This is a genomic window from Pannonibacter sp. I15F10I1, from assembly GCF_900185665.1.
Classification (GTDB): Bacteria; Pseudomonadota; Alphaproteobacteria; order Rhizobiales; family Stappiaceae; genus Pannonibacter; species Pannonibacter indicus.
The window spans coordinates 26,842-44,376 of the sequence record NZ_FYAN01000003.1; the positions used below are offsets into that span (position 1 = coordinate 26,842).

The 17,535-nt window shown below is 63.7% G+C and carries 16 protein-coding genes; 7 read left to right on the forward strand and 9 right to left on the reverse strand.

The window, feature by feature from the left end; translation table 11 throughout:
• Positions 1-40: 40 nt before the first annotated feature.
• From IF10I1_RS01840 to IF10I1_RS01850, 3 genes are read left to right on the forward strand one after another with little or no spacing between them, the layout of a single operon-like run.
• Positions 41-1,081: a glycosyltransferase family 2 protein gene (locus IF10I1_RS01840; protein WP_186392464.1), complete on the forward strand. Its 1,041-nt coding sequence runs from the start codon at positions 41-43 to the stop codon at positions 1,079-1,081.
• On the forward strand, positions 1,078-1,512 hold the full coding sequence (locus tag IF10I1_RS01845; protein ID WP_186392463.1) for a GtrA family protein: 435 nt from the start codon (positions 1,078-1,080) through the stop codon (positions 1,510-1,512). Before IF10I1_RS01840 ends, IF10I1_RS01845 begins: the two co-directional genes overlap by 4 nt.
• A 14-nt stretch (positions 1,513-1,526) precedes the next feature.
• A complete protein-coding gene (locus IF10I1_RS01850; RefSeq protein WP_208994253.1) occupies positions 1,527-3,017 on the forward strand; it encodes a glycosyltransferase family 39 protein in 1,491 nt (496 codons plus the stop codon).
• 631 nt (positions 3,018-3,648) lie between these two features.
• Here the strand turns inward: IF10I1_RS01850 and IF10I1_RS01855 are convergent.
• Together IF10I1_RS01855 and IF10I1_RS01860 are read right to left on the reverse strand one after the other, a co-directional pair.
• The gene (locus tag IF10I1_RS01855) at positions 3,649-4,269 is read right to left on the reverse strand and encodes a L,D-transpeptidase (protein WP_119396692.1); all 621 of its coding nucleotides are present in this window, start codon (positions 4,267-4,269) and stop codon (positions 3,649-3,651) included.
• Between the two features lie 137 nt (positions 4,270-4,406).
• Positions 4,407-5,336, reverse strand: a complete 930-nt coding sequence (locus tag IF10I1_RS01860; protein WP_186392461.1) for a sugar kinase — start codon at positions 5,334-5,336, stop codon at positions 4,407-4,409.
• A 206-nt stretch (positions 5,337-5,542) separates the two neighbouring features.
• Between IF10I1_RS01860 and IF10I1_RS01865 the strand changes: the two genes are divergently transcribed.
• Positions 5,543-6,337: an alpha/beta fold hydrolase gene (locus IF10I1_RS01865; RefSeq protein ID WP_186392460.1), complete on the forward strand. Its 795-nt coding sequence runs from the start codon at positions 5,543-5,545 to the stop codon at positions 6,335-6,337.
• A 30-nt stretch (positions 6,338-6,367) separates the two neighbouring features.
• Here the strand turns inward: IF10I1_RS01865 and IF10I1_RS01870 are convergent, their stop codons facing one another.
• A complete protein-coding gene (locus IF10I1_RS01870; RefSeq protein WP_186392459.1) occupies positions 6,368-7,552 on the reverse strand; it encodes an NAD(P)/FAD-dependent oxidoreductase in 1,185 nt (394 codons plus the stop codon).
• 228 nt (positions 7,553-7,780) lie between these two features.
• A complete protein-coding gene (locus IF10I1_RS01875; protein WP_186392458.1) occupies positions 7,781-9,721 on the reverse strand; it encodes a methyl-accepting chemotaxis protein in 1,941 nt (646 codons plus the stop codon).
• Positions 9,722-9,987: 266 nt separating this feature from the next.
• On the opposite strand from IF10I1_RS01875, the gene IF10I1_RS01880 reads away from it, so the two are divergent.
• Complete coding sequence (locus IF10I1_RS01880) at positions 9,988-10,866, forward strand: DMT family transporter (protein WP_186392457.1); 879 nt, start codon at positions 9,988-9,990, stop codon at positions 10,864-10,866.
• Here IF10I1_RS01880 and IF10I1_RS01885 read toward each other — a convergent pair.
• The gene (locus IF10I1_RS01885) at positions 10,838-11,731 is read right to left on the reverse strand and encodes a YihY/virulence factor BrkB family protein (RefSeq protein WP_058898632.1); all 894 of its coding nucleotides are present in this window, start codon (positions 11,729-11,731) and stop codon (positions 10,838-10,840) included. The two genes, IF10I1_RS01880 and IF10I1_RS01885, sit on opposite strands and share 29 nt — an antisense overlap.
• Positions 11,732-11,901: 170 nt before the next feature.
• Between IF10I1_RS01885 and IF10I1_RS01890 the strand changes: the two genes are divergently transcribed.
• Positions 11,902-13,608: an acyl-CoA dehydrogenase family protein gene (locus tag IF10I1_RS01890; protein WP_244284679.1), complete on the forward strand. Its 1,707-nt coding sequence runs from the start codon at positions 11,902-11,904 to the stop codon at positions 13,606-13,608.
• Positions 13,609-13,702: 94 nt separating this feature from the next.
• Positions 13,703-14,098 carry a YkvA family protein gene (locus tag IF10I1_RS01895; protein WP_186392455.1) on the forward strand — a complete coding sequence of 132 codons (396 nt, stop codon included), beginning with the start codon at positions 13,703-13,705 and terminating at the stop codon, positions 14,096-14,098.
• A gap of 361 nt (positions 14,099-14,459) precedes the next feature.
• Here IF10I1_RS01895 and IF10I1_RS01900 read toward each other — a convergent pair whose 3' ends face one another.
• The 4 genes from IF10I1_RS01900 to IF10I1_RS01915 form a co-directional block, all read right to left on the reverse strand.
• A complete protein-coding gene (locus tag IF10I1_RS01900) occupies positions 14,460-14,912 on the reverse strand; it encodes a translation initiation factor IF-3 (RefSeq protein WP_122523028.1) in 453 nt (150 codons plus the stop codon).
• An 80-nt stretch (positions 14,913-14,992) separates the two neighbouring features.
• Positions 14,993-15,529, reverse strand: coding sequence for an RNA 2',3'-cyclic phosphodiesterase (gene thpR, locus IF10I1_RS01905; protein WP_050475124.1), 537 nt, complete (start codon positions 15,527-15,529; stop codon positions 14,993-14,995).
• A 197-nt stretch (positions 15,530-15,726) separates the two neighbouring features.
• Positions 15,727-16,779: an aldo/keto reductase gene (locus IF10I1_RS01910; protein WP_186392454.1), complete on the reverse strand. Its 1,053-nt coding sequence runs from the start codon at positions 16,777-16,779 to the stop codon at positions 15,727-15,729.
• 104 nt (positions 16,780-16,883) lie between these two features.
• The gene (locus IF10I1_RS01915; protein WP_186392453.1) at positions 16,884-17,525 is read right to left on the reverse strand and encodes an arylesterase; all 642 of its coding nucleotides are present in this window, start codon (positions 17,523-17,525) and stop codon (positions 16,884-16,886) included.
• Positions 17,526-17,535: the final 10 nt, after the last annotated feature.

Below are 17,535 nucleotides of genomic sequence, written 5' to 3' on the forward strand. Positions count from 1 at the left end.
GCGTGACCCGTCCAGAATCCGAATGTGGGATGCCTTCACCATGGACTTCCCGCCCTCAGCGGCCAGCCAGTCCGTCTATCTGGAGCGGCGTGCCGCCCGGCGCCCCTCCCGCCCGCTCTTGTCCATCGTTGTGCCCGTCTACAACGAAGCCGAAGTGCTGGATATTTTCCTCACCGAAACTCAGGCAGCCCTTGCCGGCCTTCCCGCGGTGAGCGAATTCATCTTCATTGATGATGGCAGCAGCGATGATACGGCCCGCATCATCTGCCGCCATCTGTCGGAGGGCCTTCCCGGGAAGCTGATCGGCCTGTCGCGCAATTTCGGCAAGGAAGCTGCCCTCACCGCAGGTCTTGACCACGCCAAGGGTGACATTCTCGTCATTCTCGACGCTGACTTGCAGGATCCGCCCGGCCTCATCCCCGAAATGCTGGAACTCTGGAAGCAAGGCTATGACGTGATCTATGGCCTCAGGGTGGACAGGTCGCAGGACACCCTGATGAAGCGCAACACGGCCAGCATGTTCTACCGGCTCTTCGACCGGCTGACGAATATCCACATGCCGGCCAATGCGGGAGACTTCCGCCTGATCGACCGCAGTGTGGCAGAGTCCCTCGGGCGCCTGCCGGAGCGCAGCCGCTTCATGAAAGGCCTTTTTGCCTGGGTTGGCCATCCCACCACCTTCCTGCCCTACGAGCGCCCGCCGCGGCGGGCCGGGGAAGGCAAGTGGAACTACTGGAAGCTCTGGAACTTCGCCCTTGACGGCCTTGCCAGCTTCACCAGCGTGCCCCTGCGGGTCTGGCTCTATTGCGGCGGCCTCATCGCAACAGTGGCATTTGCCTATGCAATGGTTCTGGTGGCACGGGTGATCCTCTATGGCATCGATGTGCCGGGTTATGCCTCGCTGATGGTGAGTGTCCTGTTCTTCTCGGGGCTGCAATTGCTGTCCATCGGCATCATTGGCGAATACATCGGACGGCTCTTCATCGAAACGAAGCAGCGGCCGGTCTATCTGGTGCAGGACATCATTGAATCGTCCGCAACACCAGCGGATGCAAATCCCTCCGGCGGGGAGAGCGCATGATGACCCGGGAACGGCAGCAGCGGCTTCTGCGGGAGTTCGCCACCATTGCCCGTTTCGGCATCGTCGGCGTGTCGGCCGCCGTTGTTCACGCCTCCGTGGCCGTCGGCCTTCTGGAACTTGCCCATGTGCCGCCGATGCTTTCCAACATCGGCGGATTTCTGGTGGCCTTCATCGTCTCGTTCACTGGCCATCACGCCTGGAGCTTCCGCTCTGCGGATGAGGTTCAGACCGGCCAGCGCATGCGCCGCTTCTTCGTGCTGGCTGCCGCCGGCTTCGTGCTGAACAACGGTGCTCTGGCGGCCCTGCTGAAGTTCACCCAGCTGCCCGGCGCGGTGGGCATCATCATTGCGATCTTCGTGGTTCCTCCGCTCACCTTCCTCGGCGCCCGGCTCTGGGCCTTTGCCGAACCCTCAAATCCTGCCTCCCGATGACCGGACGACCGATGATGTCAGCCGCCCGCGCAACCCTTCTCTACTGCCTTGCCATCGGCCTGCTCTGGGCCCTGGTGCCGAGTGTGCTGTTTCCCAATCCGCCGCTGGATGTGGTGGAGGGCTTTGCCTGGGGCCGGGATCTGGCGCTCGGCTACACCAAGCACCCGCCGCTGCAGGCCTGGCTGCTGGAGGGGAGCTATCATCTGACCGGCGGCCATGCCTTCGGCGCCTACTGGCTGAGCCAGATCTGCTACGCCCTCACCTATCTGGCGATCTGGCTGCTGGGGCGGGACATGGGCCTTGCGCCCGGGCAGCGGTTCTGGGCCATTGCGGCCACCAGCTGCGCCTTCTACTTCACCCTGCCCGCGCCGGAGTTCAACCCGAACATCCTGCAGATCCCCGTCTGGGCCGGCATGCTGCTGTTCTTCCACAGAGGCCTTTCCAGGGGGCGGCTGGCGGACTGGCTGCTGCTCGGTCTCACCGCCGCACTCGGGCTCTATGCCAAATATTTCACCGGCCTGCTTATCGGCTGCATAGGCCTCTATGCACTGACCTTCCGCGATGCGCGCCGCTGCCTTGCAACGCCCGGCCCCTATCTGGCCATGGTGCTGGCGCTGGCGCTTTTTGTCCCGCATGTCTGGTGGCTGAAGGAAACAGATTTTCTGACCTTTACCTATGCCGCAAGCCGCAGTGTTCCGGCAGAAGGCATCGCAGACCACATTCTCAACCCGGTCAATTTCCTGCTCGGCCAGTTTGGCAGCATGGCGCCGGTGCTGATCCCCATTTTCGCCGGGCTCGGTCTGGCGGGCCTGCGCGGCACGGCGCCAGAAGGTGAGCCGCCCCGGGGCAGTTCGGCGGATCTGCGTTTCCTGCTGTGGTTCACCCTGCTGCCTGCTCTTGTCGTGATGCTGGTCTCCGGCATGACCGGCAATGCCTTTAAGCAGATGTGGGGCGCGTCCATGTTCACGCTGGCGGGGCTCTTGCTGGTGCGCTTCGCCTCAGCCCGCAACGGCAACTGGTCCATCCGCCGCGCGCTGGCCGCAGCCGCTGCAGTGCAGGTGATCTTCCTCAGCGTCGCAGCCGGGCAGGCGCTGGTGGAGCCGCTGATCAAGAAAAAGCCGACGCGCATTCACTTCCCCGGAGCGGAAGTGGCGGCACAAGCTGAAGCGGCCTGGCGCGAGGCAACCGGCACGCCGCTCACCTATGTGGCGGGCGACATGTGGCCGGCGGCCCATGTCACCCTGTTCTCTGCGGACAGGCCGCATCTCTTCACCGATCACATCCCCGCCATCGCCCCATGGATCAGCATGGAGGACGTGAAGAAGACCGGCGTTCTGGTGATCTGGACGGGTGACAGCGAAACGCCCACAGGCTCGCTGGCCGCGCTCTATCCGGGCCGCCTGCGCGATGGCTTTGCCGACATCCCTTATGCCGCCCCCGCCAAATGGCCGCCGCTGCGCCTCAACTGGCTGATCGTCCGGCCCGGCGAGGTCGCCGGCGGGTAAGACCGGTTGGTGTTTGCTCCAGCCATCTCCCCTCTCTCCGTCATGCCATGACCTGATCATGGCATCCATGCCGTTTCGGCCCGGCAAGAAGAGAAGCCAGACATGGGTGCAGGGAGATGCCCCATACCCGGAGACGACACGGGGTGGATGCCATGGTCAAAGCCATGGCATGACGAAACCTATTGAGTTTTCTCGTATTTTTCTCGCAAGACGCCGCCTGTTGTTCGCCCCGGCCATCTCCTTCTCTCCGTCATGCCATGACTTGATCATGGCATCCATGCCGTTTAGCCACGGCAAGGAGAGAAGACGACATCGGTGCAGAGAGATGCCCCACTCCCGGAAAGGACACGGAGTGGATGCCATGGTCAAGCCATGGCATGACGAAACCTATTGAGTGTTCTCGTATTTTTCTTGCAAGACGCCGGCTGTTGTTCGCTCCGGCCATCTCCTTCTCTCCGTCATGCCATGACTTGATCATGGCATCCATGCCGTTTCGGCACGGCAAGGAGAGAAGCCAGACATGGGTGCAGAGAGATGCCCCACTCCCGGAAAGGACACGGGGTGGATGCCATGGTCAAGCCATGGCATGACGAAGCCTATTGAGTTTTCCCGTAGTCTCCTCTGGAGCGTCTCAGCGGATCACCACCTTGGCGCCCACGGAAACCTCGCTGTAGAGGTGCTCCACGTCATCGTTCCACATGCGGAAGCAGCCGGAGGAGACGGCCTGGCCGATGCTCCAGTCCTCGTTGGTGCCGTGGATGCGGTAGACCGTGTTGCCGAGATAGAGCGCGCGGGCGCCCATCGGGTTCTGCGGGCCGCCAGCCATGAAGGCAGGCAGCTTGCGGCCCTTCTTGCGCTCGCGGGCGATCATTTCCGGCGGCGGCGTCCAGCCCGGCCACTCGGCCTTGCGGGTGACCTTTTCCTCGCCCTTCCAGGTGAAGCCGTCCCGGCCGACGCCGATGCCGTAGCGCATGGCCTTGCCGTTGCCCAGCACGTGGTAAAGGCGGCGCTCCGTGGTGTCGACGATGATCGTGCCGGGCGCCTCCGGGCCGCGGTAATCCACCGTCTTGCGCTTGTATTCCCGGCGGGCGATCTTGGCCGCCACTTCCGGGGTCAGCTTCATTTCCAGCCACTGGCGCGTGACCGGATCATAATAGGTGTTGTCATAGGCCGATGCGGGCACGGCAGAAAATGCGCTCAAGGCGATGCCGGCAGCAGCAGCCATGAAGGTCAGACGGGACAGACGGTGCATGGAAAGGCTCTCTGGAAGGTTTCGGTTGGATCAAACACAGGAACGCAACGGGAGTGCCCGCACGGTGACGGGCTGAAACTCCAGTATTTCTAGCGTTTTCGTGGTGAAGAAACCGTTACATGTCCAGGCGGAAAGCCTCAGCCTGCTTTTCCGGCCAGAAATGCTTCCACATCCGCCCGGCGCGGCAGCGGCGCAACCGCGCCATAGCCGGTGACGGAGAGCGCTGCCGCCGCATTGGCATAGGCAGCCGCCGCAAAGGCATCGCCGCTGCGCAGATACTCAGCCAGGAACGCACCGTCGAAGGCGTCGCCTGCGCCCGTCGCATCCACAGCCTTCACCTTGTGGGCCGCCAGCGTCTCGCGGCGCTCTGCCGTAGCAACCAGCACACCATCGCCGCCCATGGTCAGCGCCACCACCTTGGTACCGAGGCCAAGCAGTTCATCGGCGATGCCATCAGCATCCTGCGCATGGCAGATCTGGCGGGCGTCATCAAGGCCCGGCAGAATGATATCCGTCATGCCGATGGTCGAGCGGATGACGGCACGGGCGCGGGCCAGCGGCCACAAAGCAAGGCGCAGGTTGGTGTCGTAAGAGATCAGGCTGCCCGCAGCCCGCACCTGTTCGACGGCCGCAAAGCAGGCGTCGCAGGCAGACGCTGAAATCGCCTGGCTGATGGCGGAGAAATGCAGCACGCGGGTGCTGGCCAGCATGTCCTTCGGCAGGTCGCGCGGCTGGTAGAGGCTGGCGGCAGAGCCTGCCCGGCGGTAGGAGAAGCGGTGGCCATCGGCGCCGTGGGTGACGAAATAGATGCCGGTCGGCGCATCCGGGTTGGCCTTGACCTCGCTGTCGTCCACGCCTTCCACCTTCCACATGGCGCGCAGGCTGTCGCCGAAGACATCGGTACCCAGAGCCGTCGCCAGCGCCACACGGGCGCCCTGACGCGCCGCAGCCACGGCGGCGTTGGACACATCGCCGCCAAAACCGGGATGATAGGCACCACCCGCTTCATGCTGGTTCAGCTCAACCATGGGCTCGCCAAGGCAAACGATATCCACCGCGCTCGTCATCTGAAAATCACCCTGAAACAAAGAGGTTTGCCGCTTCTAGACCAGCCGGAGAGCAATGAGAAGCATCTTTCAATCGATTTAATCCGGCAGCAGCCGTGAAGTCCATCCCCTTGAGCGGCCCACCTCCGCCCGCCATTCGGGCGGCTAGGCAGAGCGGAACCGGGACGTTATCTAGGGACAAACTTATCCAGCGCCGGAAAGCCGCCATGTCCATCAGCCTGAAGCCCGATGTCCCCGCCCATTTGCCTTATGCTGAGCAGGGCACGGACCAGACCGGTACACCCCTGGTGCTGCTGCATGGCTTTGGCGGTGACCGCCAGGGCTGGCTGAACATCCAGACCGGCCTTTCCACCCGCCTGCGCAGCATCGCCTTTGATCTGCCGGGTCACGGCACGGCCGTTGGCTGGCCGCGCATCGGCAATGCCGGCATCTCGGCCAAGGCTGTCAGCCAGTCTCTCGACGCGCTGGAACTGGAAAAGGTGCATCTGGCGGGCCACTCCATGGGCGGCGCCGTTGCCGCGCTCATCGCGCTGCGCATGCCGGAGCGCATCGCCAGCCTGACGCTGGTCGGCCCCGGCGGTTTCGGGCCGCAGATCAATGCGGACCTGCTGCGCCGCTACGCCTCGGCGGCGGAGGAAGAGGAGCTTGCCGCCCTGTTGCCGGAGTTCTTCGCTCCCTCCTTCCGCCTGCCCCGCCAGCTTGCCCGCCATGCGTCGGACGCAAGGTCGCGGCCGGGCGCTGTCGAAGCGCTGCAGGAGATCGTGGAAGAGATCCTTGACGGTGACGGGCAGAAGACCCTGCCGCTTGGAGATGTCGCCGCGCTGCCCCTGCCGGTTCAGGTGATCTGGGGCCTTGAGGACGGCGTGCTGCCGGTGAGCCAGAGCGCGGGCCTGCCGGACAGCATCGCCGTGCACCGCCTCGCAGACACCGGCCACATGCCGCATCTGGAGCAGCCACGCGACGTCATCCGCCTCATCGCGGAGATCACCGGCGGGCGCTGACGCCCGCTGGCGGGCCACACAGAAGGCGCCTCAAGCAGGAGGCAGAAGATCTTCGCGCCAGGTCTCGCCGATGGTCCGGCGGGCCATCATGTGCGAGCGGGGCGCGTTGACGCTGTCCACGGCAATCAGGCGGCCGTCCTTCAGATAGGCAACGTAGAACTTTGCTTCCGCAGGCTCGCCCACCGTAATGGTCTGGTCATAGCCTTCGGACAGGCCCGCGATCTGCAGCTTGACGTGATACTGATCCGACCAGAACCAGGGCAGCGGATCATAGTCCACCGGCTGGCCCAGAATGGCCTGTGCCACCGCCTTGGCCTGATCGATGGCGTTCTGCACGCTTTCCAGCCGCACATCGCGGCCATAGCGGGCGGAGCGGAAGCGGGTGCAGTCGCCGCAGGCATAGACGTCCGGATCGCTGGTGCGGCCGGAAGCATCCACGAGAATGCCGCCCTCCACATCCAGCCCGGCATCTGCCGCAAGCTCCGTATTCGGCAGGGCGCCAACGGCAATCAGCACCAGATCCGCCTCGACAAGGCTGCCATCGGCCAGCCGCACCCCTGTCACCGCCGCGTCGCCCTCGATCCCGGCAACACCTGCATTGAGGTGCAGATCGACGCCCTGCTCCCGGTGAAGCCCCTCGTAAAAGGCTGAGATAACCGGCGACACGACGCGCTTCAGCACCCGGTCCTGCGCCTCGATCACCGTCACCGCCTTGCCCATGGCGCGGGCAACGGCAGCCACTTCAAGGCCGATATAGCCAGCACCGATGACAGCCAGACGGGAATGGGCAGAGAGCGCCTTGCGGATATGGTCCACATCGGCAATCGAGCGCAGGCTCAGAACACCCGGCAGATTGCTGCCCGGCAGCGGCACAGCGCGGGCGCGGGTGCCGGTGGCAATGATCAGCTTGCTGTAGGCCAGCTCCTCACCGCTCGACAGAACCACGGTCTTGCCTGTGCGGTCGATGGCGGTCGCCTGGACGCCGGTCCTCAGGCCGATGTCCTGCGTTTCATAGAAGGCCGCCGGGCGCAGCCACAGGCCTTCTGCATCGGTCTCGCCGGAGAGGAATTTCTTGGACAGCGGCGGCCGCTGATACGGGGGATGCGGCTCGTCACCCAGAAGATGGATGGCACCTGCAAATCCGCCCTGACGAAGGGACTGCGCCACCTGCGCGCCAGCCTGGCCCGCACCGATGATGACGATACTCTCCTGCATGACAACTCCCGGCCCGCGGCCCGATATATTCTTTGGGGCCTATCGATAGCGGGAAAAGCCGGGCAAGGCAAAGGCCCTTGCCGGACAAGCTTCACACAAGGTTCACGTGGAAGGATTTGTCCGCAAAAAGAAAAACATGGGCGGGAGATCCCACCCATGTTGAAAGACCGGTTCAGGCCCCATCGCCCTGGTTCAATCAATCCGGACGCATCGTTAGGGCCGTCTCGTTCAGGCCGCGCGCACACCTTCAAGGAAGCTGCGGATTTCCTTGCGCAGAACACCGGCCTGCTCGGACAGAAGCTGCGACAGGCGGTCAACCTCGTCCCCGCTGGAACGTGCGTGCTGCGTGGCACTGACAACGGCAGACATACGCTCGGCCCCTTCTTCCGACCGGCTGGACGCATCGGCAACATTCGCCGCAATACCGCTGACGGCCGCTTCCTGCTGCTCGACGGCAGCAGCGACGGCAACAGCCAGATTGTCCATGTCGGAAATGATGTCCCGCACTTCCGAGATGGCCGTCACGGCGCCGGCAGACGCATTCTGGATCGCCTCCACCTGCGCGGCGATATCCTCGGTTGCCTTGGATGTCTGGTTGGCAAGCTGTTTCACTTCTGCGGCGACCACCGCAAACCCCTTGCCCGCCTCTCCGGCGCGGGCCGCTTCGATGGTGGCATTGAGGGCGAGGAGGTTGGTCTGGTTGGCAATGTCGCGGATCAGGCTCATCACGGCGCCGATCCGGTCCGCCGCGCTCGAAAGCGCCTGCATGGTGGAGAAGGTGGATTCTGCCCCGGCCACAGCCTGCTTGGCGACCTTCGTCGACCGGTCAGCCTGATTGGCAATTTCCTTGATGGAGGCTGCCAGTTCTTCCGTTGCCCCTGCCGCAGACGTCACATTCTGGGCCGCGACGCGCACGCTCTGGCCGGCATTGCCGGCCTGTGCCGCCACCTCATCGGAGGCATGTTCCACGGCGGATGAAGCCTGGCCGAGATCCTTTGATGCGGCATCGAGACTGTCGAGCGCGCGCTGAACGGTCTGCTCGAAGGTGCCTATGATGGCTTCCAGGCGGCGCACACGCTCATCACGTGCCGCATTCTCCTCGGCCTGCGCAGCTTCGAGGCGGATACGCTCGGCCGCATTGTCACGGAACACACGGACAGTGCGCACCATGGCTGCAATCTCATCGCGGGAATTGCTCTGCGGCAGCTCCACATCCGTCTGGCCGCTGGCAAGACGCTCCATGGATGTCTGCAGCCGCGTCAGGGGGCCGGATACGGAGCGCCCGATGGCAAAGGCAAGCGCCGGCAGGCCAACCAGCATGGCCAGAATGATGCCGTACACCACAAGCGAGGACAGCTGACGCACATCAGCCAGCTGCGCAGCCGCTTCAGCATCGCCTGCCCGTGCCGCACTGATCAGCGCCTCGATATGCGGCGGCAGCAGCATGAACAGGTCTTCAACCAGGGTGATCTTGTCCGAGCGCACCACCAGCGCATCCGCATAGGCATCGAAGGCGGCCTTGTAGGCCGTCATGCTGGTCTCGATCTCGGCCTTCACCTCATTGGGAATATAGGCCCGGCCCAGCATCTTGGTGAACATGGCAAAGGCCGTGTCGAACTCCTCACGCGGACCACCGCCCGAAAGGGTGAACTTGCGCTCGGCGAGCTGCACCTCCATGACCGTACGCACGAGCTTTTCAAAATCGGAAGCACCACCGAACTTGAGCTCGTCATTGATCCGGTTCTTCGCCTTGTCAGCAAGGACGGTCAGATCCGCCCTGAGGCCCGAGCTGCCGTCAAAGCCGATCTTTTCCTGAATGGCATGCAGCTCCGCGAAAGCACCGCCAATGGCCGAGACCGTATCCTGCACATCCGCCGTTTCGTTCGACAGGGGCTTGGCGGCGGGCATGGCGGCAATCCCGGCAATACCGGCTTCGGCCTTCGCTGCCTCGGCCTTGAAACTGTCAAAGACGGCAGCAGAGGGGGCCGAGAGATAGAGCTTTTCCTCGATCTGCATCTGTTTGGCGATACCGGCAAAATCATAGGCCGCACGCGCCAGGTTGGTGTTCGCCTCGGAGGCCCGGAAAGCATCCTCCACCTTGGACTGGCTCCACCAGAAGGCAGCCCCCACCACCAGCAGGCCCACGGCCGTGATAAGACTGATGGACAAGATCCGCGCACGTACTGTAAGCCCGTTCGCGGACCCGCCTCCGCCACCGGTCTGCGCAGAAAGGGCCTGTTCTGGAATGGTGTGTGTGTTCCGGATCATTCAGACGTTTCCCATCAGGTGACAGCCACTACACGCTGGCTCGGTATTCTTAACAGCAAGAGCCGTTAATGCGGGCTGAATACACCTCTAGGAATAGGCGCCTTTGCTGATTAAATTTTCACCACGCATGCACTTCTTGACACCACAAACCGCAACCCGGCAGACATATGTCTATACAAACACAGAAACTCGCCCCAATTGCGTTCATTTCACTTTGGTCGACCGGGTTTATCGGCTCCAAACTTGGAGCACCGTTCATTGAACCTTTTGTTTTTCTGGCTCTGAGATACGCTTTCGCCGTTCCGTTGCTGATTGGCCTTGGCGTTTTGCTGGGCTCCGGCCGGCGCCTGCCGGTGAAAACCGCGCTTCACTGCATGGTCACCGGCATTCTTGTGCATGGCATCTATCTGGGCGGTGTGTTCTGGGCCATCCGGCAGGGGCTGCCCGCAGGCGCAGCCGCGCTGATGGTCGGCGTGCAGCCGGTTGTGACTGCACTCGCGGCCGGCTGGCTTTTGAAAGAGCAGATCACCTGGCGCCACTGGCTGGGCTTTGCCGGTGGCTCTGCCGGCCTTCTCCTGGTGCTGCTGCCCAAGCTTGGCGAAGCGGCCTCCGGCATCACCTCCGTTACCGTCTCCGTCATGCTGGTGTCCGTCATCGCCATCAGCCTGGGCACGGTCTACCAGAAGCGCTTCGTGCAGGGCGCAGACCACGTGACCGGCACCACCTGGCAATATGCCGGCGCATTGCTCTTCACGGTGCCGCTGACCTTCACCGAAACCTGGGAGATCACCTGGTCGCCCCAGCTCATTTTCGCAATGGCCTGGCTTGTGCTGGTGCTGTCCATCGGCGCCATCCTGTTGCTGATGTACATGATCCGTACTGGATCAGCCGCAGAAGTTGGCTCCCTGTTCTATCTGGTGCCCGCCGCCACCACGCTGGAAAGCTATTTCCTGTTTGGCGAAACGCTCACCCTTGTCCAGATCGCAGGCATGGTGCTGATCATGGCGGCGATCCTGTTCATCCGCCGGAAGCCCCGTCCGGCGTGACCCGGCGCGCCGCCCTGCGCTGCGCCAGCGTCCTCTGGCGCAGGATGGCGGCATTCAGCTCACCGCCGATCAGCAGCAGCACGGCAAGAATGTAGAGAAAGACCAGCGCCGACATGACGCCGGCCAGCCCGGCATAGGTGGAGACGTAATCCGCGTAGCCCGCCAGATACCAGCCGAAGACCGTGCCGGACGCCACCCAGAGCACCAGCGTCAGCACCACCCCCGGCAGCGCATCCATCATGCTGCGGTGCCCGGCCGGGAGCAGCCAGTGAATGGCATAAAGGCCGGCAAAGCCGAGGAAACCGGCGATGACATAGCGGGTCAGGTGCAGTTCCTGGAAGACTTCCGCCAGCCCCGGAAACCACTTGAGGGCCGCCGACAGGACCAGCGGCGCCAGCACCACGAGAAAGGTGAAGGCAATCAGCGCCACCGAGCCAAGGATCACGATCAGGATCGCCTGCAGCCGCAGCCAGATGAAGGACCGTGTCTCCCGCACCCGGTAGGCCCGGTTGAGTGCCAGCCGCACCGCGCTGACCCCGTTGGAGGCAAACCACAGGGCCGCCACGGCGCCAAAGGTCAGGAGGTCACCACGGCGCACCGTCAGCACCTTGTTGATCTCATCGGCGACAGGGGCCGCCACACTCTCCGGCCAGGCATCAAAAATCAGCGCCGAGACCTGATCGGCGACGCCCGAGAGCCCCAGAAAACCGGTGAGCGCGGCGATGAAGATCAGGAACGGGAACAGCGCCAGCAGCGTCGACAGCGCCACATGGCTGGCCATGGCCCAGCCATCATCCGTATTGAAGTGGCTGACCGCATCCCACAGGACGCGGAAGCTGGCGGGCAGAGACTTTATCAGTTTCATATCCCCGATGTGGCCCGTTTGGCGTGCAGGCGTCAAGCCCATGTTGCCTTTGCGGCACTGTCTGCTTGGCCGAAAGGCGTAGAGCTGTGGCCTCGACAAAGCCGCAGGTGCAGCGCAACATGCTTTCCAGAATGCGACGCAACAAACAACAAATGCAAAGGGACGGACGGATGGGCATGGCTCTGGGACAAAAGACAGCCAGTGGGGCAGCCGGTGAGGACAGTGCAGTGGAACATCTGTTTGCGCAAACGGGAGAGGCCGTAGCCGCGCTGGACACCTTGCTGGATGCCGCCACCCGTGCCGTGCGGGCGAAGGTGACGGACGGCAAGGGCCTGTCTGCCGAGGCCATGGACCGGCACCAGCACGCCACCCACGGGCTCGCCTGGCTTGCGACCTATGTGGAAGCCCTGCGGCAGATGGATGCCTATGGCCAGCGCCTGCGGACGGAAGGGCGCCTCGGACGCCTTGAGGAACTGACCCTCCGCCTCGGCTTCAGCGAATATCTGGCACAGATTCTGGGCGGCATTCCGATGAACCAGGGCGAGTTCATCCGCCTTGCCAGCCTCGGCCTCGGAGAGGCGGACACCGCCGCCCTGCGGTCCTGTTCTGCTGACCTGATTGCACAGGGCTCCAGTCCGGAGCTGCGGGCAGAACTTGCAGAGCTCATCCGCCATCAGGAAGGCCATTCGATCTTCGGCGACAGCGGACTTGATGAAACGCTGGAGCAGATCCGCACCGAAATGCGCCGCTTTGCCGATGACAAGGTGAGCCCCCATGCGCATCAGTGGCACCTCGACAACGACTATATCCCGCTCGACGTCATCACCCAGATGGCGGAGCTCGGCGTCTTTGGCCTGACCATTCCGGAGGAATACGGCGGGATGGGCCTTGGCAAGCAGAGCATGGTTGTCGTCTCGGAGGAACTGTCCCGCGCCTATATCGGCGTCGGCTCGCTCGGCACCCGCTCGGAAATTGCGGCAGAGCTGATCCTGTGCGGTGGTACCGAAGAGCAGAAGGCCCACTGGCTGCCGAAGATCGCCTCGGGCGAGATCCTGCCCACTGCCGTCTTCACCGAACCCAACACCGGTTCCGACCTTGCCTCGCTGCGCACCCGCGCCGTGAAAGAGGGGGACGTGTGGAAGGTCTCCGGCAACAAGACCTGGATCACTCATCCGGTGCGCGCCGACATCATGACGCTGCTGGCCCGCACCAATCCGGATGAGCCGGGCTACAAGGGCCTGTCCATGTTCATCGCCGAGAAGCCGCGCGGCACGGATGAGGACCCCTTCCCTGCGCCCGGCATGTCCGGCGGCGAGATCGAGGTGCTCGGCTACCGGGGCATGAAGGAATACGAGATCGCCTTCGATGGTTTCGAGGTGAAGGCGGAAAACCTCTTGGGCGGTGAGACCGGTCAGGGCTTCAAGCAGCTGATGCAGACCTTCGAGGGCGCCCGCATCCAGACCGCCGCCCGCGCGCTGGGGGTTGCGCAGGCCGCACTCGACCTCGGGCTTCGCTATGCGCAGGAGCGCATCCAGTTCGGCAAGCCGCTGATCAGCTTTCCACGCGTTTCCGACAAGCTGGCACTGATGGCGGCCGAGCTGATGCTGGCCCGCCAGCTGACCTATTTCTCCGCTGCCGAGAAGGACTCCGGCCGCCGCTGCGATCTGGAAGCGGGCATGGCCAAGCTGCTGGGCGCGCGCGTGGCCTGGGCAGCGGCGGACAATGCCCTGCAAATCCACGGCGGCAATGGCTTTGCGCTGGAGTATCAGATTTCCCGCGTGCTCTGCGACGCCCGTATTCTCAACATCTTCGAAGGTGCGGCGGAAATTCAGGCTCAGGTCATCGCCCGGCGCGTCCTTGAGACAAGGGCGCTCTGACGGGCGTCCGGCTGCCATCCCTTGAGGCTGCAGCGCGGCGCCACCATATTCTGTCCGTAGCCGGCAAGCACAAGAAGCACCGGCTGCGGAGAGGATGGCCATGACGCATCATACCGAAGCATCCGGCTTTGATCCGGAAATCCTTGGGCCGGAGCTGGGCACGGACGAGCAGAAGTCCCGCCGTGTCCGCGAAAAGCTGCTGGAAACCGCTCGCAAGGCGGCCCGGCAGGTGCCCTTCATGGAAGATGTGGTGGCCGCCTATTTCTGCGCGCTTGATCCGGCAACCCCGCGCAAGGTGCGCGCCACACTGCTGGCGGCACTCGCCTATTTCGTCCTGCCGCTGGACCTGGTGCCGGATTTCATCCTCGGCATCGGCTTTGGCGATGATGCCACCGTGCTGATGGGCGCCATCGCCATGGTACGCGCCCATATGCGGCCAGAACATACCGAGGCTGCGAAAGACGTTCTCGCCGGCAACAGGCCGCTCTGATCCGGAGCTACCGGATTTACACAACAGGTTCGGGCACCGCCCGCAGTGATGCATCTGATCTGTGGCAAGGGCTCTCCGCCCCCCTCCCCCTCGTGGGGAGGGGTAAGGGGTGGGGGGCTCTGAGCCTGCAAGGGTCTGAAAAAGGAACTTTTCCTGAAGAGCCATCAGAGGAGCAGCTGTCTGAAATCAATGGATACTCTACCAGACGGAAAGGCCTTCCCCCCACCCCTACCCCCTCCCCACGAGGGGGAGGGGGGCTGAAAGACCGCGCCAAAATGACGAGACTTCAGGCTCCACCCAAGCTGCCTTCGGCTTCAGGCACGATATGTGCGTGTAGAAAGATCCCGAGGGGAAGAAAGCCTCAGCCCGGCCTGTCGGCCGTGCTTCTCCAGCAGCCGGATGTGCGCCCGGCAATCACCCAGTAGATGATCCCGCCGGTAAAGCCGGAGGCCAGCGCCACCGTGGTGCCCGGCAGCCACCCGCTGCGGCCATTGGCGACGAGGCTGCTGTCCCCCATGATCCAGAGCCCGGCCGCGATCAGCCCCGCCAGCCCCACATGATAGACGATGCTGCGCAGCCGCAGCACTTCGGCAAGAGCGATGGCGATGAAAGAGGGCGCAAAGGCAAGCGCCCCCAGAAAGGCCGCAGAGACGAGCGCCGTGCCGGTGACCGCACCGGCCATAACCGGATCCTGCTGCGCAAACACATCCCGAAAAAAGCCGAAGGCCAGAAAGCCCGCCGCCCCCAGCAGCCCCAGAATGAAACCGGTCACTGCCTTGACCACCTGCAGCACCAGCAAACCGCCGTCAATCATGCCTTCTGTCCCTGCCTGAAACCGGTCCCAGCCTGCCGCGCCAACTGGCCCGTTTCAAGGCAGGCCAGTTGCACACCTCTTTACGCGGCCAGCGGAAAGGCTTCCTCAACAAGATAGGGTCCGCCGCCGATGCTGGCACGGGAGGAGAACAGGACAAAGCGCCCGGCAAGGAAAGTTGGCGCCTGAAAACTGCCGCGCTCCGTCAGCCAGCGGGCAACGTCAGCGTTGCTGGCCGTCTTGCAGCGGGCAATCGTGACATGCGGCATGTACTTGCGCCGCTCCGGCGGCAGCCCGAGCCTTTGCAGGATGCGCTCCTGCTCGGCCTGAAGCTCGGCCAGCTGGGCGGAAGGTTCCACCCGCGCCCAGATGGAATGCGGCTTGCCATTGCCGAAGGAGCCAAGGCCATTGAGCCGGATTTCGATCGGGTCCCGCCGGATGCGCGACAGGGCATCGGCCACCTCGTCAGCCGTGCGGTCATCGATATCGCCGATGAAGCGCAGGGTGATGTGGTAGTTTTCGGGATCAATCCAGCGGGCGCCCCGCAGGCCTCCGCGGAGCATGGACAGGTGCAGGCCGGTTTGGGCCGGAATTTCGAGACCTGTAAACAATCGCGGCATCGGGCAACCCTCCGCTGTCGCTGGTCCCTCCATCAGGGGACATCTTGCCGCACTGCGCAAGGAAATTCGCAAAGGCCTTGAAAAGACGGGGCTTTGCGCTCCCGAAATGAAGCGCGGCGCAAAACGCGCCGCACAAGCTGTTGATTCGCAGGCTCTCCCTGCCCTTGCGGCAGCCATGTCACAGGCCACCACACAGATCAGGGCGAGGTGTTGCCATGCATCTGGTGCAGCAGGTCGATCTTGTCGATCAGCTCCGGTGAAAGCTTCACATCCGCCGCGCCGATGGCCACCTGCAGCTGCGCCATGGAGGTGGCACCGATGATCACCGAGGTCATGAAGCTACGGGTCAGCGGGAAGGCGATGGCCAGCTGCGCCGGATCCATACCGGCCGACCGGGCCAGTTCCACATAGGCGCGGATGGCTTCTTCGGCGCCCGGCTTCTCATAGCGCTGCAGGCGGTTGTAGAGCTGCTTGCGCGATCCGGCCGGCAGCGCGCCATCCAGATACTTGCCCGTCAGCGCGCCTTGCGCCAGCGGCGAATAGCCGAGCAGGCCGACATCCTCGCGCAAGGAGACTTCCGCCAGCCCCGTCTCGAAGGTGCGGTTCAGCATGTTGTAGGCATTCTGGATCGACACCGGCCGGGCAAGGCCTTCGGTCTCGGCCAGCTTCAGATAGGTCATCGTGCCCCAGGCGCTTTCGTTCGACAGGCCGATGTGGCGCACCTTGCCTTCCTTGACGAGTTCACTCAGGGCCGCCAGCGTTTCGGCAATCGGCGTCTCGTCCGCAGCGGGCGCCGGATCGTTCCAGCGGGTGGGGTTGGAGCCGAAGCCGGGGACCGTGCGGTCCGGCCAGTGCACCTGATAGAGATCGACGTAATCGGTCTGCAGGTTGTTCAGGCTGCGCTCGATCGCCTCACGGATCTGCGGGCGGGTGAGGCGCACCTCTTCACCGGACTTGCGGTAGTAGGTGCTGTCCGAACGGCCCGCCACCTTGGTGGCCAGAACGATCTTGTCCCGGTTGCCGCGCGCCTTCAGCCAGGTGCCGATGATGCGCTCGGTCCGCCCCTGCGTCTCGCCGCTGGGCGGGATCGGATACATCTCGGCGGTGTCGAAGAAGTTGACGCCATGGTCCAGCGCATAGTCGAGCTGGGCGTGGCCTTCAGCTTCCGTGTTCTGCTCGCCAAAGGTCATGGTGCCAAGGCAGATCGAGCTGACCATGATATCCGTGCGGCCAAGACGGCGTTGATCCATCGGAACATCCCTCGTGTTTCGAAAGGTCTTTGTTCAAGACGTTGTTCAAGACAATGTGGCAGGCGCGGCGAGCCGCGAAAGGCAGGACCCGGCGGGGCAGAAGATTATTTCTGCCGGGCGCGGGCAACGAGATCCTGCACGAGAGGTAGCACATTGGCAACGATGACCGAAACCCCTTCCCCCGTGGGGTGCATGCCGTCCGCCAGATTGAGTTCCGGCCTCATCGCCACACCTTCGAGGAAAAACGGATAAAGCAGCGCACCATGCGCCCCGGCCACATCCGCGAAGATCGGGTCGAAAGCGGCGGCATAGTCTTCGCCCAGATTGCGCGGTGCCATCATGCCGGCCACCAGCACCTCGACACCTCGCTCCCGCAGGCGGGAGACGATGGCCTCGATGTTCTTGCGGGTGGCGGCCGGATCAATGCCGCGCAGGGCGTCGTTGGCGCCCAGTTCCACGATCACCGCATCCGCATCCGGCGGCACCGACCAGTCAAGCCGCGACAGGCCACCGGAAGAAGTATCACCGGAGACACCGGCGTTGATCACGGTGACGTTCTCACCCTTTTCCTTCAGCGCCTTTTCCAGCTGCACCGGAAAGGCCTCATCGGGGGCGAGCTGATAGCCGGCCGACAGGCTGTCCCCGAGGACAACAATCTTCACAGCTGCGTCATTGGCAAGCGCATGGCCGGAAGAAAGGCTTGCAGACACCGCAATTGCGACAAACAGATACACAAACTTGAACATGGCGGTCTGG

Coding starts and splice junctions, on each gene's coding strand:
- IF10I1_RS01890 (WP_244284679.1), top strand. CDS start 11,902: ATGGGCATGGCTCTGGGACAAAAGACAGCCAGTGGGGCAGCCGGTGAG.
- IF10I1_RS01900 (WP_122523028.1), bottom strand. CDS start 14,912: ATGATTGACGGCGGTTTGCTGGTGCTGCAGGTGGTCAAGGCAGTGACC.
- IF10I1_RS01880 (WP_186392457.1), top strand. CDS start 9,988: ATGTCTATACAAACACAGAAACTCGCCCCAATTGCGTTCATTTCACTT.
- IF10I1_RS01845 (WP_186392463.1), top strand. CDS start 1,078: ATGATGACCCGGGAACGGCAGCAGCGGCTTCTGCGGGAGTTCGCCACC.
- IF10I1_RS01860 (WP_186392461.1), bottom strand. CDS start 5,336: ATGACGAGCGCGGTGGATATCGTTTGCCTTGGCGAGCCCATGGTTGAG.
- IF10I1_RS01855 (WP_119396692.1), bottom strand. CDS start 4,269: ATGCACCGTCTGTCCCGTCTGACCTTCATGGCTGCTGCTGCCGGCATC.
- thpR (WP_050475124.1), bottom strand. CDS start 15,529: ATGCCGCGATTGTTTACAGGTCTCGAAATTCCGGCCCAAACCGGCCTG.
- IF10I1_RS01865 (WP_186392460.1), top strand. CDS start 5,543: ATGTCCATCAGCCTGAAGCCCGATGTCCCCGCCCATTTGCCTTATGCT.
- IF10I1_RS01840 (WP_186392464.1), top strand. CDS start 41: ATGGACTTCCCGCCCTCAGCGGCCAGCCAGTCCGTCTATCTGGAGCGG.
- IF10I1_RS01870 (WP_186392459.1), bottom strand. CDS start 7,552: ATGCAGGAGAGTATCGTCATCATCGGTGCGGGCCAGGCTGGCGCGCAG.
- IF10I1_RS01895 (WP_186392455.1), top strand. CDS start 13,703: ATGGCCATGACGCATCATACCGAAGCATCCGGCTTTGATCCGGAAATC.
- IF10I1_RS01885 (WP_058898632.1), bottom strand. CDS start 11,731: ATGAAACTGATAAAGTCTCTGCCCGCCAGCTTCCGCGTCCTGTGGGAT.
- IF10I1_RS01915 (WP_186392453.1), bottom strand. CDS start 17,525: ATGTTCAAGTTTGTGTATCTGTTTGTCGCAATTGCGGTGTCTGCAAGC.
- IF10I1_RS01910 (WP_186392454.1), bottom strand. CDS start 16,779: ATGGATCAACGCCGTCTTGGCCGCACGGATATCATGGTCAGCTCGATC.
- IF10I1_RS01850 (WP_208994253.1), top strand. CDS start 1,527: ATGTCAGCCGCCCGCGCAACCCTTCTCTACTGCCTTGCCATCGGCCTG.